13 protein-coding genes are annotated in these 14,098 nt (G+C 73.4%); 7 read left to right on the top strand and 6 right to left on the bottom strand.

Annotated elements, in window-relative coordinates:
• The first annotated feature begins 46 nt into the window (after positions 1-46).
• A complete protein-coding gene (locus tag BAY60_RS21775; RefSeq protein ID WP_245992742.1) occupies positions 47-892 on the top strand; it encodes an IclR family transcriptional regulator in 846 nt (281 codons plus the stop codon).
• A 95-nt stretch (positions 893-987) separates the two neighbouring features.
• Complete coding sequence (locus BAY60_RS21780; protein WP_112282909.1) at positions 988-2,445, top strand: aldehyde dehydrogenase family protein; 1,458 nt, start codon at positions 988-990, stop codon at positions 2,443-2,445.
• A gap of 99 nt (positions 2,446-2,544) precedes the next feature.
• Here the strand turns inward: BAY60_RS21780 and BAY60_RS21785 are convergent, their stop codons facing one another.
• The 4 genes from BAY60_RS21785 to BAY60_RS21800 are packed head-to-tail and all read right to left on the bottom strand — an operon-like array spanning position 2,545 to position 5,927.
• Entirely contained in the window at positions 2,545-3,324 is a 780-nt protein-coding gene (locus tag BAY60_RS21785; RefSeq protein WP_112282910.1) for an ABC transporter ATP-binding protein, read from the bottom strand.
• A 22-nt stretch (positions 3,325-3,346) separates the two neighbouring features.
• A complete protein-coding gene (locus BAY60_RS21790) occupies positions 3,347-4,132 on the bottom strand; it encodes an ABC transporter permease (protein ID WP_112282911.1) in 786 nt (261 codons plus the stop codon).
• Positions 4,129-4,920, bottom strand: coding sequence for an ABC transporter permease (locus tag BAY60_RS21795; protein WP_112282912.1), 792 nt, complete (start codon positions 4,918-4,920; stop codon positions 4,129-4,131). The genes BAY60_RS21790 and BAY60_RS21795 overlap by 4 nt, the downstream gene beginning before the upstream one ends.
• Entirely contained in the window at positions 4,920-5,927 is a 1,008-nt protein-coding gene (locus tag BAY60_RS21800) for an ABC transporter substrate-binding protein (RefSeq protein WP_112282913.1), read from the bottom strand. Before BAY60_RS21800 ends, BAY60_RS21795 begins: the two co-directional genes overlap by 1 nt.
• A gap of 247 nt (positions 5,928-6,174) precedes the next feature.
• On the opposite strand from BAY60_RS21800, the gene BAY60_RS21805 reads away from it, so the two are divergent.
• The 5 genes from BAY60_RS21805 to BAY60_RS21825 are packed head-to-tail and all read left to right on the top strand — an operon-like array spanning position 6,175 to position 11,301.
• Positions 6,175-6,573 carry a hypothetical protein gene (locus BAY60_RS21805; protein WP_112282914.1) on the top strand — a complete coding sequence of 133 codons (399 nt, stop codon included), beginning with the start codon at positions 6,175-6,177 and terminating at the stop codon, positions 6,571-6,573.
• A complete protein-coding gene (locus BAY60_RS21810) occupies positions 6,570-7,025 on the top strand; it encodes a universal stress protein (protein WP_112282915.1) in 456 nt (151 codons plus the stop codon). The genes BAY60_RS21805 and BAY60_RS21810 overlap by 4 nt, the downstream gene beginning before the upstream one ends.
• A complete protein-coding gene (locus tag BAY60_RS21815) occupies positions 7,022-7,711 on the top strand; it encodes a CBS domain-containing protein (protein WP_245992743.1) in 690 nt (229 codons plus the stop codon). The genes BAY60_RS21810 and BAY60_RS21815 overlap by 4 nt, the downstream gene beginning before the upstream one ends.
• Positions 7,708-10,377: a bifunctional acetate--CoA ligase family protein/GNAT family N-acetyltransferase gene (locus BAY60_RS21820; RefSeq protein ID WP_112282916.1), complete on the top strand. Its 2,670-nt coding sequence runs from the start codon at positions 7,708-7,710 to the stop codon at positions 10,375-10,377. Before BAY60_RS21815 ends, BAY60_RS21820 begins: the two co-directional genes overlap by 4 nt.
• A gap of 30 nt (positions 10,378-10,407) precedes the next feature.
• Positions 10,408-11,301 (top strand): universal stress protein, encoded by an 894-nt coding sequence (locus BAY60_RS21825; protein ID WP_112282917.1) that lies wholly within the window; start codon positions 10,408-10,410, stop codon positions 11,299-11,301.
• A gap of 67 nt (positions 11,302-11,368) precedes the next feature.
• Here BAY60_RS21825 and ppsA read toward each other — a convergent pair whose 3' ends face one another.
• Both ppsA and BAY60_RS21835 read right to left on the bottom strand, forming a co-directional pair.
• Complete coding sequence (ppsA, locus tag BAY60_RS21830) at positions 11,369-13,594, bottom strand: phosphoenolpyruvate synthase (RefSeq protein WP_112282918.1); 2,226 nt, start codon at positions 13,592-13,594, stop codon at positions 11,369-11,371.
• A gap of 74 nt (positions 13,595-13,668) precedes the next feature.
• On the bottom strand, positions 13,669-14,094 hold the full coding sequence (locus BAY60_RS21835) for an Hsp20/alpha crystallin family protein (protein WP_112282919.1): 426 nt from the start codon (positions 14,092-14,094) through the stop codon (positions 13,669-13,671).
• Positions 14,095-14,098 lie beyond the last annotated feature (4 nt).

Consider the following 14,098-nt stretch of genomic DNA (forward strand, 5'->3'; position numbering starts at 1 on the left):
GTCACGATGACGGAGTCGCCTTTGCAGTGGAGCACGGGAGGACGCGGTGACGGCTGGACCGGTGTACGTACAGTCCGAGGCCCTTTCTCCGGTCGGGAAGGCCAAGGAGCAGAAGCAGACCGCCTGCGCCCGGGTGCTGGCCGTGCTGTCGGCGTTCTCCTCCTCCGGGGGCGCGCCGCTGTCGCTCACCGACATCAGCAGGCGCGCCGGTCTGTCGCTGACCACCACGCACCGGCTCGTCGGTGAGCTCACCGAGTGGGGCGCGCTCGAACGCGACGAGCGGCAGTACCGCATCGGCATCCGCGTGCTCGAGCTCGCGGCGTCGTCCACGCGGGGCCTGGAGCTGCGCGAGGTCGCGATGCCGTACCTCATGGACCTGCACGCCGCCACCAGGGAGAACGTGCACCTGGCCGTGCGCGCCGGTCTCGAGGTCGTCTACGTGGAGCGGCTGCACGCGCCGGGCGGTGTGGAGCTGCTGAGCAAGATCGGCGGGCGGTGGCCGCTGCACGCCACCGGCACCGGCCTGGTGCTGCTGGCCTTCGCGGGCTACGACGTGCAGGAGCAGGTGCTCAGCGGCCCGCTGCAGCGCTTCACCGGCAAGACGATCTGCGACTCGCGCACGCTGCGGCGCGTGCTCGCCGACGTCAAGCGCACCAAGGTCGCCATCACCGAAGGGCAGATCACGCCCGGCGCGGTGGCGATCGCCAGCCCGATCCACGGCCCGGACGGCGAGGTCGTGTCCGCGGTCGGCGTGGTGGTGCCCACCGAGGGGTTCGCCCCGCGCGGCAGCGAGAAACCGCCCGCGGGAGGCTGGAAACAGCACACCATCGTGCCCGCCGTCGTCACCACCGCCCGCCGCATCTCCCGCGCACTGGCATCCACAATGGACTGAGCAGGCCGCTTCCGTGGTGTGGAAGCGACCTTGTGGCCGTCGTGCGCTGCTCGGACGATGAGCAGGCCACGAGGCCGTCCACGGGGAGCCGACACATGAACATCGCGGAACTGCTGACCGACGACACCCAGCTGATCGGCGGCGAATGGGTCCCCGCGCGCAGCGGCGAGACGATCGACGTGCTCAACCCCGCCACCCAGGAACCGCTGCTGCGTGTGCCGCGCGGCGGGGCCGCCGACATCGCCGACGCGGTGCGCGCCGCGGCCGAGGCGTTCCCGCGCTGGCGCGACACCAGCCCCGCCGTGCGCGCCGATCTGCTGTACCGGTGGGCCGAGCTGGTCGGCAGGCACGAGCGGGACCTCGACACGCTGGAGTCGATGGAGGTCGGCAGGCCCCACTGGGGGCCCTCGCCCCTGCGTCGGATGCTGGTGTTCATCGCGGGCCAGACCGACAAGGTGTCCGGGTTGTCGCTGCCGACGCACAGCTCCGACGACCTGGCCCTGACGCTGCGCGAGCCGTACGGGGTGGTCGGCAGCATCATCCCGTGGAACGCGCCGGCGCCGATGTTCGTCAACGACGTGGCGCCCGCCATCGCGGCGGGCAACACGATCGTCGTCAAACCGGCCGAGGACGCGCCGCTGGCCGTGCTCGTGCTGGCGCGGCTGGCGCTGGAGGCCGGCATCCCGCCCGGTGTGGTCAACGTCGTCACCGGCTACGGCCAGGAGGCGGGCGCGGCGCTGCCCGCGCACCCGGACGTGCGGCGGATGAGCTTCACCGGCTCGCCGCGCACCGGCGCGTCGGTGATGGCGGCGTGCGCCGAGAACCTCACCCCGCTGCATCTGGAGCTCGGCGGCAAGTCGCCACAGCTGGTGCTGCACGACGCGGACCTGACGCGTGCGGTGCCGGCGATGGTCCGCAGCATCACGCTCAACACCGGGCAGGTGTGCGCGGCGGGCTCGCGGGTCGTGGTGGAGCGCAGCAGGCACGACGAGGTGGTGCGGGCGCTCGCCGAGGGCTTCGCGAAGGTACGGGTGGGCCGCTGGGACGAGAACGTGGACATGGGCCCGCTCATCAACGGCAAGCAGGAAGCCAGGGTGCTGGACTACCTGGAGATCGGGCAGAAGGAGGGCGCGCACCTGGTGCTGGGCGGGCGCAAGATCACCGGAGCCCCCTACGACCGTGGGCACTTCGTCGAGCCGACGATCTTCAGCGACGTGGAGCCCGGCATGCGGATCGCGCAGGAGGAGATCTTCGGCCCGGTGCTGGCGGTCATCGCGGTCGACGACGAGGCGCAGGCGCTGGAGGTGGCCAACGGCACGCCGTACGGGCTCGCGGCGTCGGTGTGGACCGCCGACGTGGGCCGGGCGGCCCGGCTGGCCCGGGGCATCGAGGCGGGGCAGGTGGCGGTGAACACCTCCGGCTCGTTCGGGGTCATCGGCGCGCCGTTCGGCGGCTACAAGAACAGCGGCTACGGGCGCACCATGGGCGCCGACGCCGTGCGCGACTACACCCAGGTGAAGACGGTGACGATCAGCGGGGCCGAGCGGCCCTGAGCGCAGGACTCGCGGGCCTGAGCGCAGGACTCGCGGGCCTGAGCGCAGAACTCGCGGCCCTGAGCGCAGGACTCGCGGGCCTGAGCGCAGGACTCGCGGTCAGGTGGCGGGGCGCAGCTCCTGCCTGCGCTTGATCGCCCGGAACACGTGGGCCCGCAGGTGGGCGAACTCCGGCAGCTCCTTGGTCTCCACCTGGTCCCGGGGCTCGGGCAGGTTCACCGCGAGCACCTCCTGCACCGTCGTCGGCGGCTGGGTCAGCACCACCACCCGGTCACCGAGATACACCGCCTCGTCGATGTCGTGGGTCACGAACACCACGGTCACGCCGTAGTCCTTGCGCACGCGCAGCACCAGGTCCTCCAGGTCGGCGCGGGTCTGGGCGTCCACGGAGGCGAACGGCTCGTCCATGAGCAGGATCTCCGGCTCGTAGGCCAGCGCCCGCGCGATCGCGACCCGCTGCTGCATGCCGCCGGAGAGCTCCCACGGGAAGTGGTCGATGAACCCGGTCAGCCCCACCGACTCCACGGCCTCCTCCACCAGCCGGGTGCGCTCGGCCTTGCCGAGGCGCTTGTGCCGCAGAGGCAGCGCGATGTTGTCGCGCACCGACAGCCACGGCATCAGGGAGCGGCTGTACTCCTGGAACACGAAGCCCACCTGCTCCGGCGGCCCGGCCACGACGTGCCCGCGCAGGCTGACACTGCCCGACGTCGGGGGCAGCAGGCCCGCCATGCACCGCAGCAGTGTCGTCTTGCCGCAGCCCGAGGGGCCGACCACGCAGACGAACTCGCCCTCGGCCACGGTGAAGCTCAGCTCCGCCAGCGCGCGGGTGGTGCGCTCACCCTCGCCGTAGGTCTTGGACAGGCCGTTCACCTCGAGCATGCGGAAGCCTCCTCGGCGGTCGTCATCGCAGCGCGCTCGCCAGCGCCGCCCGGTGCCACCTGAGCACGCGCCGCTCCAGAAGGGCAAGTGCCGCGTTGAGCAGGTAGCCGAGCACCCCGAGCAGGACGATGCCCGACCACATCTCCGCGATCGCGAACGAACGCTGCGACTCCAGGACGAAGTAGCCGATGCCCTCGGTGCTGGCGACCATCTCGCTGATGACCATCAGGATCAGCGCCAGCGACAGGCTCGTGCGCATGCCCGCGAACACCTGCGGCAGCGCGGAGGGCCAGACGATCCGGCGAAGCCGCTCCAGGCCGCCGATGCCGTACACCCTGGCGGTGTCGAGCATGGTCGGGTCCACGCCGCGCACCCCGTCGACGGTGTTGAGCAGCACCGGCCACAGGCACACCACGGCGATGACGAACACCTTCATGGCGTCGCCCACGCCGAGCACCAGCATCCCGAACGGCAGCAGCGCGGGCGGCGGCACCGCGCGGCCGAACTCGACGAGCGGACCCGCGACGCGGCGCGCCACAGGGGACAGTCCCAGCGCGGTGCCGATCGCCACGCCCGCGACCACGGCGATGCCGAACCCGGCCGCCAGCCGCGCGAGGCTGGGCACCACGTCGCTGCCGACCCGCTCGAACAGCCACGTGTCGGCGAACGTCGTCAGGATCGTCGGCAGCGCGGGGAAGTAGAAGCTGTCGGCGCCGACCGACCACACCCACCACCCGGCGAGCACGGCCAGCGGGACCCCGGCCTCCAGGGCGATCAGCAGAATCCTCCTGCGGCGCGCCGGGTTCATCGCGCACCTCGCTGCGACGGATGCCAGTGCAGCACCCGCCGCTCGGCGGCGGCGAACATGCTGTTGAGCCCCCAGCCGATCAGGCCGGTCACGATGATGAGCGCGTAGAGCAGATCGGCGGCGCCGCCCACCCGTGCGGCGTTGATCTCCCTGCCGAGCCCCGGCGAGCCGATCACGAGCTCGGCCGTGACCGCGAGGATCAGCGCCACCGACGAGGAGATGCGCAGCCCGGTCGCCACGTACGGCACGGCCCCGGGCAGCACCACCCGCGTGATCCGCTCCGCCCGCGTCAGCCGGAACGCGCGGGCGGTGTCCACCGCCACCGGGTCCACGTCCTGCATGCCGTACAGCGTCTGGATCAGCAGGGGCCAGAACGCGGCGAACACGGCCAGGAAGACCTTGCTCTCCAGCCCCGCCCCGTAGACGAGGATGGCCAGCGGCACCAGCGCCACCGACGGGATCGGGCGCAGGAACTCGATGACCGCCCGGAACGCGCGGTAGCGCACGACGCTCGTGCCCAGCAGCATGCCCGCGGGCACCGCCAGCAGCGCGGCGATGCCGAGCCCGAGCACCCAGCCCTGCAGGGTCTGCCCGGTGGCCAGCCAGAACCACGGCTCGCCGAGCGCGGCGAACAGCGCCGTGAACATCTCCGTCACCGGCGGGAAGTACCGCTGCGGCAGCAGTCCCGTGCGGGAGGCGAGCTCGGCCAGCACCAGCACGGTGGCCACGCCCGCCCACGTCTGTGCCCAGCGGCCGAGGCCGCGGCGGGTCCGCAGGGCGTGCGCCATCAGCTACCGCCGGGGGTCCAGATCAGCTCGTCGAGGTTGGGTTTCTCCTCCAGCAGCCCGTACTTCTGGCTCAGGTCGCTCATCAGCTCGATCGACGGCCGGTTCAGGTCGGTGCTCCACTGGCCGAGCCGCACCTCGCCGAGCAGCTCCTGCGGGATCTTGGTGTAGTTGCCGAGCGTCGTGCGGACCTCGTCGGGGTTGCTCGCGGCGTATTCCAGCGACTTGTTCATCGCGCGCGTGAACCGCTCGACGACATCGGTGTTGGCGTCGAGGTACTGCTGGGTCGTGAAGTAGGTCGCGACCGTGAGGCTGGCCTCCGTCTCGTACAGCGGCGCGACGATCGACCGGGCCCCGCTCTGCCGGGCCACGGTGTCGAACGGCTCCACCACGTAGATCGCGTCCACCTGGCCCTGTTCGAGCGCGGCGTTGGCGTCGGGGAAGGGCACCTCGACGAAGTCGAGCCTGGCGATGTCCACGCCGTGCTTCTCCAGCGAGGCCTTCGCGGTCACCTCGGTGATGTTGCGCAGGGTGTTGAGGCTGATCCGCTTGCCCTCGAGATCCTTGGGCTCGCGGATGTCGCTGTCGGCACGCACCCAGATGTGCGACCAGGAGTCGTCCTCGGTGGCGGCCTCCTGCACACCCTGGGCGATCATGCGCACCGGCAGCCCGCGGCTGCCCGCGATGAGCAGCGAGGTGGTGTTGGAGAACCCGAACTGCAGGTCGCCGCTCTGCACCGCGGGCAGGATCTCGGCGCCGCCCGCGAACTCCTGCGGCTCGACCCGCAGTCCTTCGTCGGCGAAGAAACCCTGCTCCCGTCCCAGGTAGAGCGGGGCCACGTCGGCGATCGGGATGACCCCGACGCGAACGGTGGTGGGGCCGGAGCCGCCGTCGTCACCGCCGTCTCCGCCACCACCGCCGCACGCGGCCGCGGCGGCGAGCAGGGTGGTCGCGGCGAGGGCGAGGAGCGTCCTGCCCCCGCGGCGGGCGTGTGCACGTGCCTGGATCATGGGGCACTCCCTTGTGCCGTGCGCTGGTGGCCAGGTCTGGCGAACGCAGACAGTCTGTCACTCACGTGGGCGAGCCGTATAGATCGCCTGCGTCGCGATTCGATCTCCGTCCCCCGCTCCGTATAACGACCTATACGGCGGGTCCTTGGTGCCGGGGGACCGGTGGCCCCGTGACGAGGGCAGTTCGTCCCTACCCGCGGCGAGACGCAGCCAGGAGCGTGGACGCAGAACGAACAGGAGGCGTGTGATGCACGTACTGGTGACCGAAGCGTACTTCGGCGACTCGGCGGGCACGGTGCGCCGGCTGCGAGAGGCCGGATGCCGGGTCAGCACCTGCCACACCGAAGCGGGGCTGTGCAAGGCACTCGCGCCCGGTTCCCGCTGCCCGCTCGACGTGCTCGACGGGGTGGACCTGCTGGTGGACGTGCGCTCGGTGGGCGACGAACTCACGGCGCGCGAGTTCGGCACGGTCTGCGCCGTGCGCGCCCGCGTGCCGGTGGTCGTGGTCGGCGCCGACCCGGACCGCAGGCCGACGCTGCCGATCGGGCTGGAGAGCAGGGTCCTGCCGGTCCGGGGCAGGCAGCTGGCCGCGACCTGCCGCAGCTGGCAGCGGGCCCACGAGGCGAGCGGAGGACACCGGTCATGAGCCAGGCGCCCGGCAACCGCCCCATCGTCGTGGGCGTGGACGACACCGACGACTACTGCCACGCACTGCACTGGGCCCTCGACGAGGCCCTGCTGCGCGGCTGCCCCCTGCGAGCCGTGACCGTCTGGTCCGTCGAGCCCGCCCACGACTTCGTCTGGACCGCCGCCGGCGCGCTGCGGGACAGGCACGAAGCCCGGCTCGCCGACATCGTCGCGCGGGCCACCAAGGACCGCGACGCCGTGCCCGACATCGAGACCACCGTGGTCGAGAGCGCGCCGGCCGATGCGCTCGTCGACCTCGCCCGCGGAGCCGCACTGCTCGTGGTCGGCAGGCACCGCGGCCAGTACCTCCGCAAGGCGCTGCTGGGTTCGGTCGGCGCCGCCTGCGCCAAACACGCCCCGGTTCCCGTCGTCGTCGTCCCGCCACCGCTCGCGCCAGGAGAGTCCCGATGAACGAGCACACCACCGAGCCCGCCGTGCGCACGGTGATGACCGCCGCGCCCCACACCGTCGGCCCCGACGCCGACTTCAAGACCATCGCCGGCCTGCTCGCCGGGAAACGGATCAGCGCCGTGCCCGTCGTCGACACCGAGGGTGGCGTGCTCGGCGTCGTCTCCGAGGCCGACCTGCTGCACCACGGCGACGGTGGGACCCGCCACCGGCTGCTCACCGGCCGCGGCCACCGCGACCGGCAGCGCAAGGCCACCGCCCTGCGTGCCCGCGAACTGATGACCACGCCCGCGATCACGATCGGCGCCGACGAGCCCGTCAGCGCCGCGAGCCAGGAGCTGCGCAGGCACAACCTGCGCAGGCTGCTCGTCGTCGACGACCGGAACCGGCTCGTCGGCGTGGTCGCCCGCCGCGACCTCATCGGCGCCTTCTCCCGCTCCGACGACGACATCCGGCGCGCGGTCGCGGTCGACGTGTTCGCGCGCGTCCTGCTCGTGGAGCCCGACGCGGTCGGCATCGCCGTCGAGCGCGGCGTCGTCACGCTGGTCGGGCAGCTGCCGCGCAAGAGTGACACCGAGCTCGCAGGCCGGATCACCCGGTCGCTGGCCGGGGTGATCGAGGTGCGCAACCGGCTCGGCTACGTGTGGAACGACCACCCGGACGGCCGGCGCGTGGGGTCCCGCTCATGACCGCGACCCTCGACGGGGCCGCCGCCCTCGCCCGGCGCTGCCTGCTGGCCGACGGCAAGGTGGTCCTCGTGCGCGAGCTGGCGCCCGCCGACGCGGCCGAGGTCGCCGCGCTGCACCGGCGGCTCGGCGAGCGGGACGCCCGGTTGCGCTTCCTGGGCCCTGTACCCTCCACTCTGGACACTCTGGCGGCCAGGATCTCCGGCGAGGCCGCGGGTTCCGGTCACGCCGCCGTCGGCGCCTATCTTGCCGGCGCGCTGATCGGCGTCGCGCACCACGAGGCGCTGGCCGACCCCGCCGTGGCCGAGATCGCGCTGGTCGTCGACGCCCGGGCCCAGGCCACCGGCGTGGGCACCCTGCTGCTGGAACACCTGGTCTCGCTCGCCCGCGGGCACGGCATCACCCGGCTGCTCGCCGTCGTGTCGGCCGAGAACACCCGGATGCTGCGCGTCCTGCGGGACTTCGGTCTGCCCATGACGGTCACCGGCCACGGGCCCGAGCGCGAGGTGACACTCACCCTCGACGGGGGTGAGGAGTACCTCGACAGCCTCACCGCCCGCGAGCGGGTGGCCGAGGTCGCCAGCCTCCGTCACGTTCTCGAACCCGCCTCCGTCGCGGTGATCGGCGCGAGCAGGCGGGCCGGCGCCGTGGGCAACGCGGTGCTGCGCAACCTGCTGGACGCGGGTTTCGCCGGGCCGCTGCGGGCCGTCAACCCGAAGGCGGACGAGGTCCTCGGTGTGCCGTGCGCGGCCACGGTCGCCGACCTGCCGGAGTGCCCCGAGCTGGCCGTGATCTGCGTCCCGGCCGCCGCGGTGCCCGCCGCGGTCGAGGACTGCGGGCGGCGCGGCGTGCGCGCGCTCGTCATCGTCACCGCCGGGCTGGGCGAGGACGGCGCGCGGGCCGTGCGCGCCTCGATCCGGCGCTACGGCATCCGCGTCGTCGGCCCCAACTGCATCGGCATCGCCAACACCGACCCGGCGGTGCGCCTGAACGCCACGTTCCTGCGCGCGCCCGTGCCCGAGGGCGACATCGGCCTGATGACCCAGTCCGGCGGCATCGCCATCGCGCTCTCCGAGCTGCTCGGATCCGTCGGTCTTGGACTGTCCACTGTGGTGTCCGCTGGCGACAAGTACGACATCAGCGGCAACGACCTGCTGCTGTGGTGGCAGGAGGACGAGCGGACCGCCGCCGCGGTGCTGTACCTGGAGTCCTTCGGCAACCCCCGCAAGTTCGGCCGGTTCGCCCGCGCACTGGCGCGGCACAAGCCGGTGCTCGCGGTGCGCGGGGCCAGCACGGCACTCGCCCAGCGAGCCGCCGCGTCCCACACCGCCGCGGGCGCCACCCCGGCCGTCAGCAGGGACGCGCTGTTCGAGCAGGCCGGGGTGATCGCGGTCGACACGCTCACCGAGACGCTGACCGTGCTGGCCGCACTGCGCTGGCAGACCCTGCCCCGGGGCAACCGGGTGGCGATCGTCAGCAACGCGGGCGGCGCCGGGGTGCTGGCCGTGGACGCCTGCGCACGCCACGGGCTGGTGCTGCCCGAACTCGGACCGGAGACCACGGTACGGCTGCGCGCGCTCCTGCCCGGGCAGGCCAGCATCGCCAACCCGGTGGACACCACCGCCGCGGTGCACCCGCTCGCGTTCGGCGCCTGCGTGGACGCCATCGCCGACGACCCCGGAATCGACGCGGTCGTCGTCGCGGTCACGCCCACGGCCGTGGGCGATCCCACCGAGTCGCTGCGGCAGCGGGTCGCCCTGCGTGGCAAGCCGGTCATCGTCGTGCGGCCCGGTCAGCTCGCACCGGTCGAGCCACTGGTGAGCGGGCCGGACGGGCCCGGGACCGCCAGCTACGCCGACCCGGAGACGGCCGCGCAGGTGCTCGGACACCTCGCCCGCTACGCCGCGTGGCTCGCCGAACCCGCCGGGTCGGTGCCCGGCCTGCCCGGCCTCGACACCGCGCGGGCCAGGGAGATCGTGGACGCCGCGCTCGCGGAGCCCGGCGGTGACGGCTGGCTGAGCCCGGCGGCGACCACGGAGCTGCTGCGCAGCTTCGGCCTGCCCATGGTGGAGGCCGGATTCGCCAGGGACGAATCCGAGGCCGAGGAGCTGTTCGCGCGCTGCGGGGGCCCGGTGGCGGTCAAGGCGAGCGCCGAGGGCCTGCTGCACAAGAGCGCGGGCGGGGGCGTCGAACTCGGCGTGGCCGACCCGGTCGCGCTGCGGGCGGTGTTCGGCCGCTTCCGGGAGCGCTTCGGCGCCGCGCTGCGCGGCGTGGTGGTGCAGCCGATGGTGCCGCGTGGCCGGGAACTGCTCGTGGGCATCAGCGCCGACGAGGTGTTCGGCCCGCTCGTCGTGTTCGGGCTCGGCGGCGTGGACACCGACCTGATCGCCGATCGCAGTGCCCGCCTCGCGCCGCTCACCGAGGCCGACGCGGGCCGGCTCCTGCACGGCCTGCGCTGCTCGCCGGAGCTCGTGCCGAGCCTGCCCGAGGGCGCGGTCCGCGACGTGCTGCTGCGCGTCGGGCAGCTGGCCGTCCGGGTGCCCGAGATCGCCGAGCTGGACCTCAACCCCGTCGTCGTGACCGGTGGCCGGTGCCTGATCCCCGACGCACGCGTGCGGGTGCGCAGGCAGGCAGGCGCCGACGCGCACCTGCGCAACCTCAAGCACTAAAGAGCCGACCGAACACAGAGAGGAACCGACATGGACCCGACGACAACGGCCACCCGCCGGCCCATCGTGGTGGGCGTCGACGGTTCACCCGCCTCGCTCGACGCCGTCCGCTGGGCCGCCCGCGAGGCCGTGCGCGGCGACCTGCCGCTGCGCCTGCTGCACGCGTGCGACCTGCCCCCGGTGAACCCGCACATCGCGGCCTCGCCGCCCTACGGAGTGGTGTGGGCCGAGTCGGGCCGCCGGTGGCTCAGCGACGCCGCGGAGCTGGCCGCCACGGAGGCGCCCGGCGTCGAGGTGGACTGGGACGTCCACTTCGGGCCCGCCGCCGACACGATCGTGGACGAGACGGCCGACGCGGCACTGGCCGTGGTGGGCTCGCGCGGCTTCGGCAGCGTGCGCAGGCTCTTCGCCGGGTCGGTGGCGGTGGCGGTCTCCACGCACGCGAGCTGCCCGGTCGTGGTGGTGCGCGAAGGCACGGCCGCGGCAGGCAACGGCCACGTGGTGGTCGGCGCCGACGGCTCCGCGCTCAGCGAGGCGGCGCTCGGCTATGCCTTCGAGACCGCGGCCGCCCACGGCGTGCGGCTGATCGCGGTGCGCGCGTGGCGGGACCCATGGTCGGACGCCCCGTGGGCCGGGCTTCCGTCCCAGGGCGAGCTCGACGAGCTCGAACGCAAGGAGACCCAGTCCCTGCACTCCGACCTGGCGGCGTGGCGGACCAAGTTCGGCGAGGTCGAGGTGAGCGAGCTCGTGGTCCGCGCGGGCCGGGCCGCGGAGGCGCTGCTGGAGGCCGCCGCGCACGCCCGGCTGCTCGTCGTGGGCAGCCACGGCCACGGCGTCGTCGCCGGGACCCTGCTCGGCTCGACGGGCCAGGCGTTGCTGCACGCCGCCACCTGCCCCGTGGCGATCGTGCGCCCGCGCGGCTGAGCGAGCACGGCGAACGGGCCCCCGACCGGGAATCCGGCCGGGGGCCCGTTCGCCGTGCCGGGTGCCGTCAGCGGGTGGCCTCCAGCAGCAGGCGCCGTTCGGCCGAGCCGATGGCGGCCCGTGCGGCCGCGACGCTGTCGGTGTTCACCGAGATCGACGTGATCCCGAGCCGGACGAGGTGCTCGGCGAACTCCGGGTGCGTCGACGGCGCCTGCCCGCACAACGACGACGTGATCCCGGCGTCCCTGCAGGCCCGCACGATCCTGCCGATGGCATCCAGCACCGCCGGATCGCTTTCGTCGAACAGTGGCGCGCACACCCGCGAGTCCCGGTCCACACCCAGCATCAGCTGCGTGAGGTCGTTGCTGCCGATTGACACCCCGTCGATGCCCATCCGCGCGTACTCGGCGATCCAGTACACGACCGAGGGCACCTCCGCCATCACCCACCGGTGCAGGCCGCGCTGGCGGCCCAGCGCGCTCGCGTCGATCAGCTCCAAACAGGCCTCCAGCTCCCAGCGGGTCCGCACGAACGGCAGCATCACGTGCAGGGTCGGCGTCTGCTCGCGCGCGCGGGCCAGCGCGCGCAGCTCCAGCCTGAACAGTCCCGGATCGTCGACGTAGCGGAAACAGCCCCGGTAGCCGATCATCGGGTTGTTCTCCACCGCCTCGAACCGCTCGCCGCCGGACAGGGCACGGAACTCGTTGGTGCGGAAGTCGATCGTGCGGTAGATCACCGGCCGGGGCGCGAACGCACGGCCGATCCGCAGCAGGCCCTCGGTCATGGCGGCCACGAACGGCTCGGCGCCGTCCTCGGCCAGCACCGCCCGTGGGTGCCTGCCGCCCAGCGCCTCGGTGAGCAGGAACTCCGCGCGCAGCAGCCCCACCCCGTCCACGGGAAGGGCGGCGGCCCGCTCGGCCTGGTCCGGGAGGGCGAGGTTGACGTAGAGCCGGGTGCCGAGTGACTCCACCGCCTGCCCGGCCGCGGGCTGAGCCCGCGGCCGGGCGGTTGCGGGCGGGCGGGTGCCCGCGCGCACGGTGCCCGCCGCGCCGTCGACGGTGACCTGCTGCCCTTCCTTCAGGTCCCTGGTCGCGGTGTGCGTGCCCACCACGCACGGCACACCGAGTTCGCGGGCGACGATGGCGGCGTGGCACGTCATGCCGCCCTGGTCGGTGACCAGCGCGGCGGCCCGCCGGATGGTGGGCACCCAGTCGGGGTTGGTCATCTCGGCGACGAGGATCTCGCCGGTGCGCAGCCGCTCGCCGTCGGCGGGGGAGCGCAGCACGCGCACGGGGCCGGATGCCACACCCGGTGAGGCCGACAGGCCCGTCAGCAGGACCCCGTCGGCGGGCTCCTGTGCGGGAAGGGTGGTGATGGGCCGTGTCTGCACGATCCACGTCTGCCCGTCGGAGGTGACCCATTCGATGTCCTGCGGGCACCCGTAGTGCTCCTCGATGCGCAGGCCGAGCCGGGCGAGCTCGACGGCCTCGGCGTCGGTGAGCACCGGTGGCTGCTCGCCGCCGTCCAGCTCGACCCGCCGCTCACCGCCGCCTTCGGCGCGCACCAGTTCGTAATTCTGGTGACCGAGCCGGGTGTGCAGCAGGGCGGCGTCGGGCTTGGCCAGCACGTAGGTGTCCGGCTCCACGGCGCCGCTGACCAGGACCTCGCCCTGGCCCAGCACGGCCTCGACGACGATCTTGCTCCGGTCGCCGGTGGAGGGGTCGGCGGTGAAGAGCACCCCGGACCGCTCGGCGGGCACCATGCGCTGCACGACGACCGCGATGGCGGGCTCGTCGCCGATGCCCTGCTCGCCGCGGTAGGCCAGCGACCGGGCGCCGAACAGCGACTCCCAGCACGACAGCACCGCGGCGACCAGGTCGTCCTCGCCGACGATGTTGGTGAGCGTCCGGTTCATCCCGGCGAACGACGCGTCGGGGGAGTCCTCGGAGGTCGCCGACGAACGGACGGCGACGGCGGCGCCGGCACCGAGCCGCCGGTAGGCTTCGCGGACGGCACCGGCGACGTCCCGGGCGACGCCCGCCTTGCGGACGAGCCCCTGGAGCCGCTCGGCGTCGGCGGCCACGTCGCGGCCGGTGGCGGCGACGGCCGCGCGCAGCTCGGCGCGGACGCCGCCCGCCTCCATCGAGGCGAGGTAGGCGGGCGCGGTGACGACGAAGCCGGGCGGGACCGGCAGGCCGGCGGCGGTGAGCTCGCCGAGGTTGGCGCCCTTCCCGCCCGCCACGGCCGTGTCGGTGACGCCGAGAGCGGACAGCCAGGCGACATGGTTGGGCATGGGACCTCCCGGGGTTCGGGAGCGGCGGGGACGGCCCGCGCACTGGCGCCCGGACCGTCCCGCCGCTCTCGTGGTCAGTCGTGGTTGACCTTGATGTGCTTCACCGGCTCCTCGGGCTCACCGAGGCCGACGGTGACGGTGAGGATGCCATCGGTGTAGGTGGCCTCGATGGAGTCCTCCTGCGCTCCGGCCGGCAACGTCACCGTGCGGCTGAACGAGCCGTAGCGGAACTCCGAGCGGCCCTTCTCGGCCTTCTCCTCGGAACGCTTCGCCTCGATCGTGAGCAGTCCGTTGTGGACGGTGATGTCCACGTCCTTGCTCGCGTCGACGCCGGGCAGCTCCGCGCGGAGCACGTAGCGGCCCTCCTCGACCTTGTCCTCCACGCGGATGGTGTGCAGGTCGAAGACCGGGCGCATGGCCGCCAGGGACGGGAACATCTCGAACAGGTCGGTGAAGTCGGGCAGCAGTGAACGCGGCTGCCTGCGTGCGGGCGCGGTCATCGCG

This window comes from Prauserella muralis (assembly GCF_003202285.1).
Classification (GTDB): Bacteria; Actinomycetota; Actinomycetes; order Mycobacteriales; family Pseudonocardiaceae; genus Prauserella_B; species Prauserella_B muralis.

Excerpts from the sequence above, each read along its gene's own strand:
- BAY60_RS21780 (WP_112282909.1), top strand. The coding sequence starts at position 988 with ATGAACATCGCGGAACTGCTGACCGACGACACCCAGCTGATCGGCGGC.
- BAY60_RS21785 (WP_112282910.1), bottom strand. The coding sequence starts at position 3,324 with ATGCTCGAGGTGAACGGCCTGTCCAAGACCTACGGCGAGGGTGAGCGC.
- BAY60_RS21790 (WP_112282911.1), bottom strand. The coding sequence starts at position 4,132 with ATGAACCCGGCGCGCCGCAGGAGGATTCTGCTGATCGCCCTGGAGGCC.
- BAY60_RS21795 (WP_112282912.1), bottom strand. The coding sequence starts at position 4,920 with ATGGCGCACGCCCTGCGGACCCGCCGCGGCCTCGGCCGCTGGGCACAG.
- BAY60_RS21800 (WP_112282913.1), bottom strand. The coding sequence starts at position 5,927 with ATGATCCAGGCACGTGCACACGCCCGCCGCGGGGGCAGGACGCTCCTC.
- BAY60_RS21805 (WP_112282914.1), top strand. The coding sequence starts at position 6,175 with ATGCACGTACTGGTGACCGAAGCGTACTTCGGCGACTCGGCGGGCACG.
- BAY60_RS21810 (WP_112282915.1), top strand. The coding sequence starts at position 6,570 with ATGAGCCAGGCGCCCGGCAACCGCCCCATCGTCGTGGGCGTGGACGAC.
- BAY60_RS21815 (WP_245992743.1), top strand. The coding sequence starts at position 7,022 with ATGAACGAGCACACCACCGAGCCCGCCGTGCGCACGGTGATGACCGCC.
- BAY60_RS21820 (WP_112282916.1), top strand. The coding sequence starts at position 7,708 with ATGACCGCGACCCTCGACGGGGCCGCCGCCCTCGCCCGGCGCTGCCTG.
- BAY60_RS21825 (WP_112282917.1), top strand. The coding sequence starts at position 10,408 with ATGGACCCGACGACAACGGCCACCCGCCGGCCCATCGTGGTGGGCGTC.
- ppsA (WP_112282918.1), bottom strand. The coding sequence starts at position 13,594 with ATGCCCAACCATGTCGCCTGGCTGTCCGCTCTCGGCGTCACCGACACG.
- BAY60_RS21835 (WP_112282919.1), bottom strand. The coding sequence starts at position 14,094 with ATGACCGCGCCCGCACGCAGGCAGCCGCGTTCACTGCTGCCCGACTTC.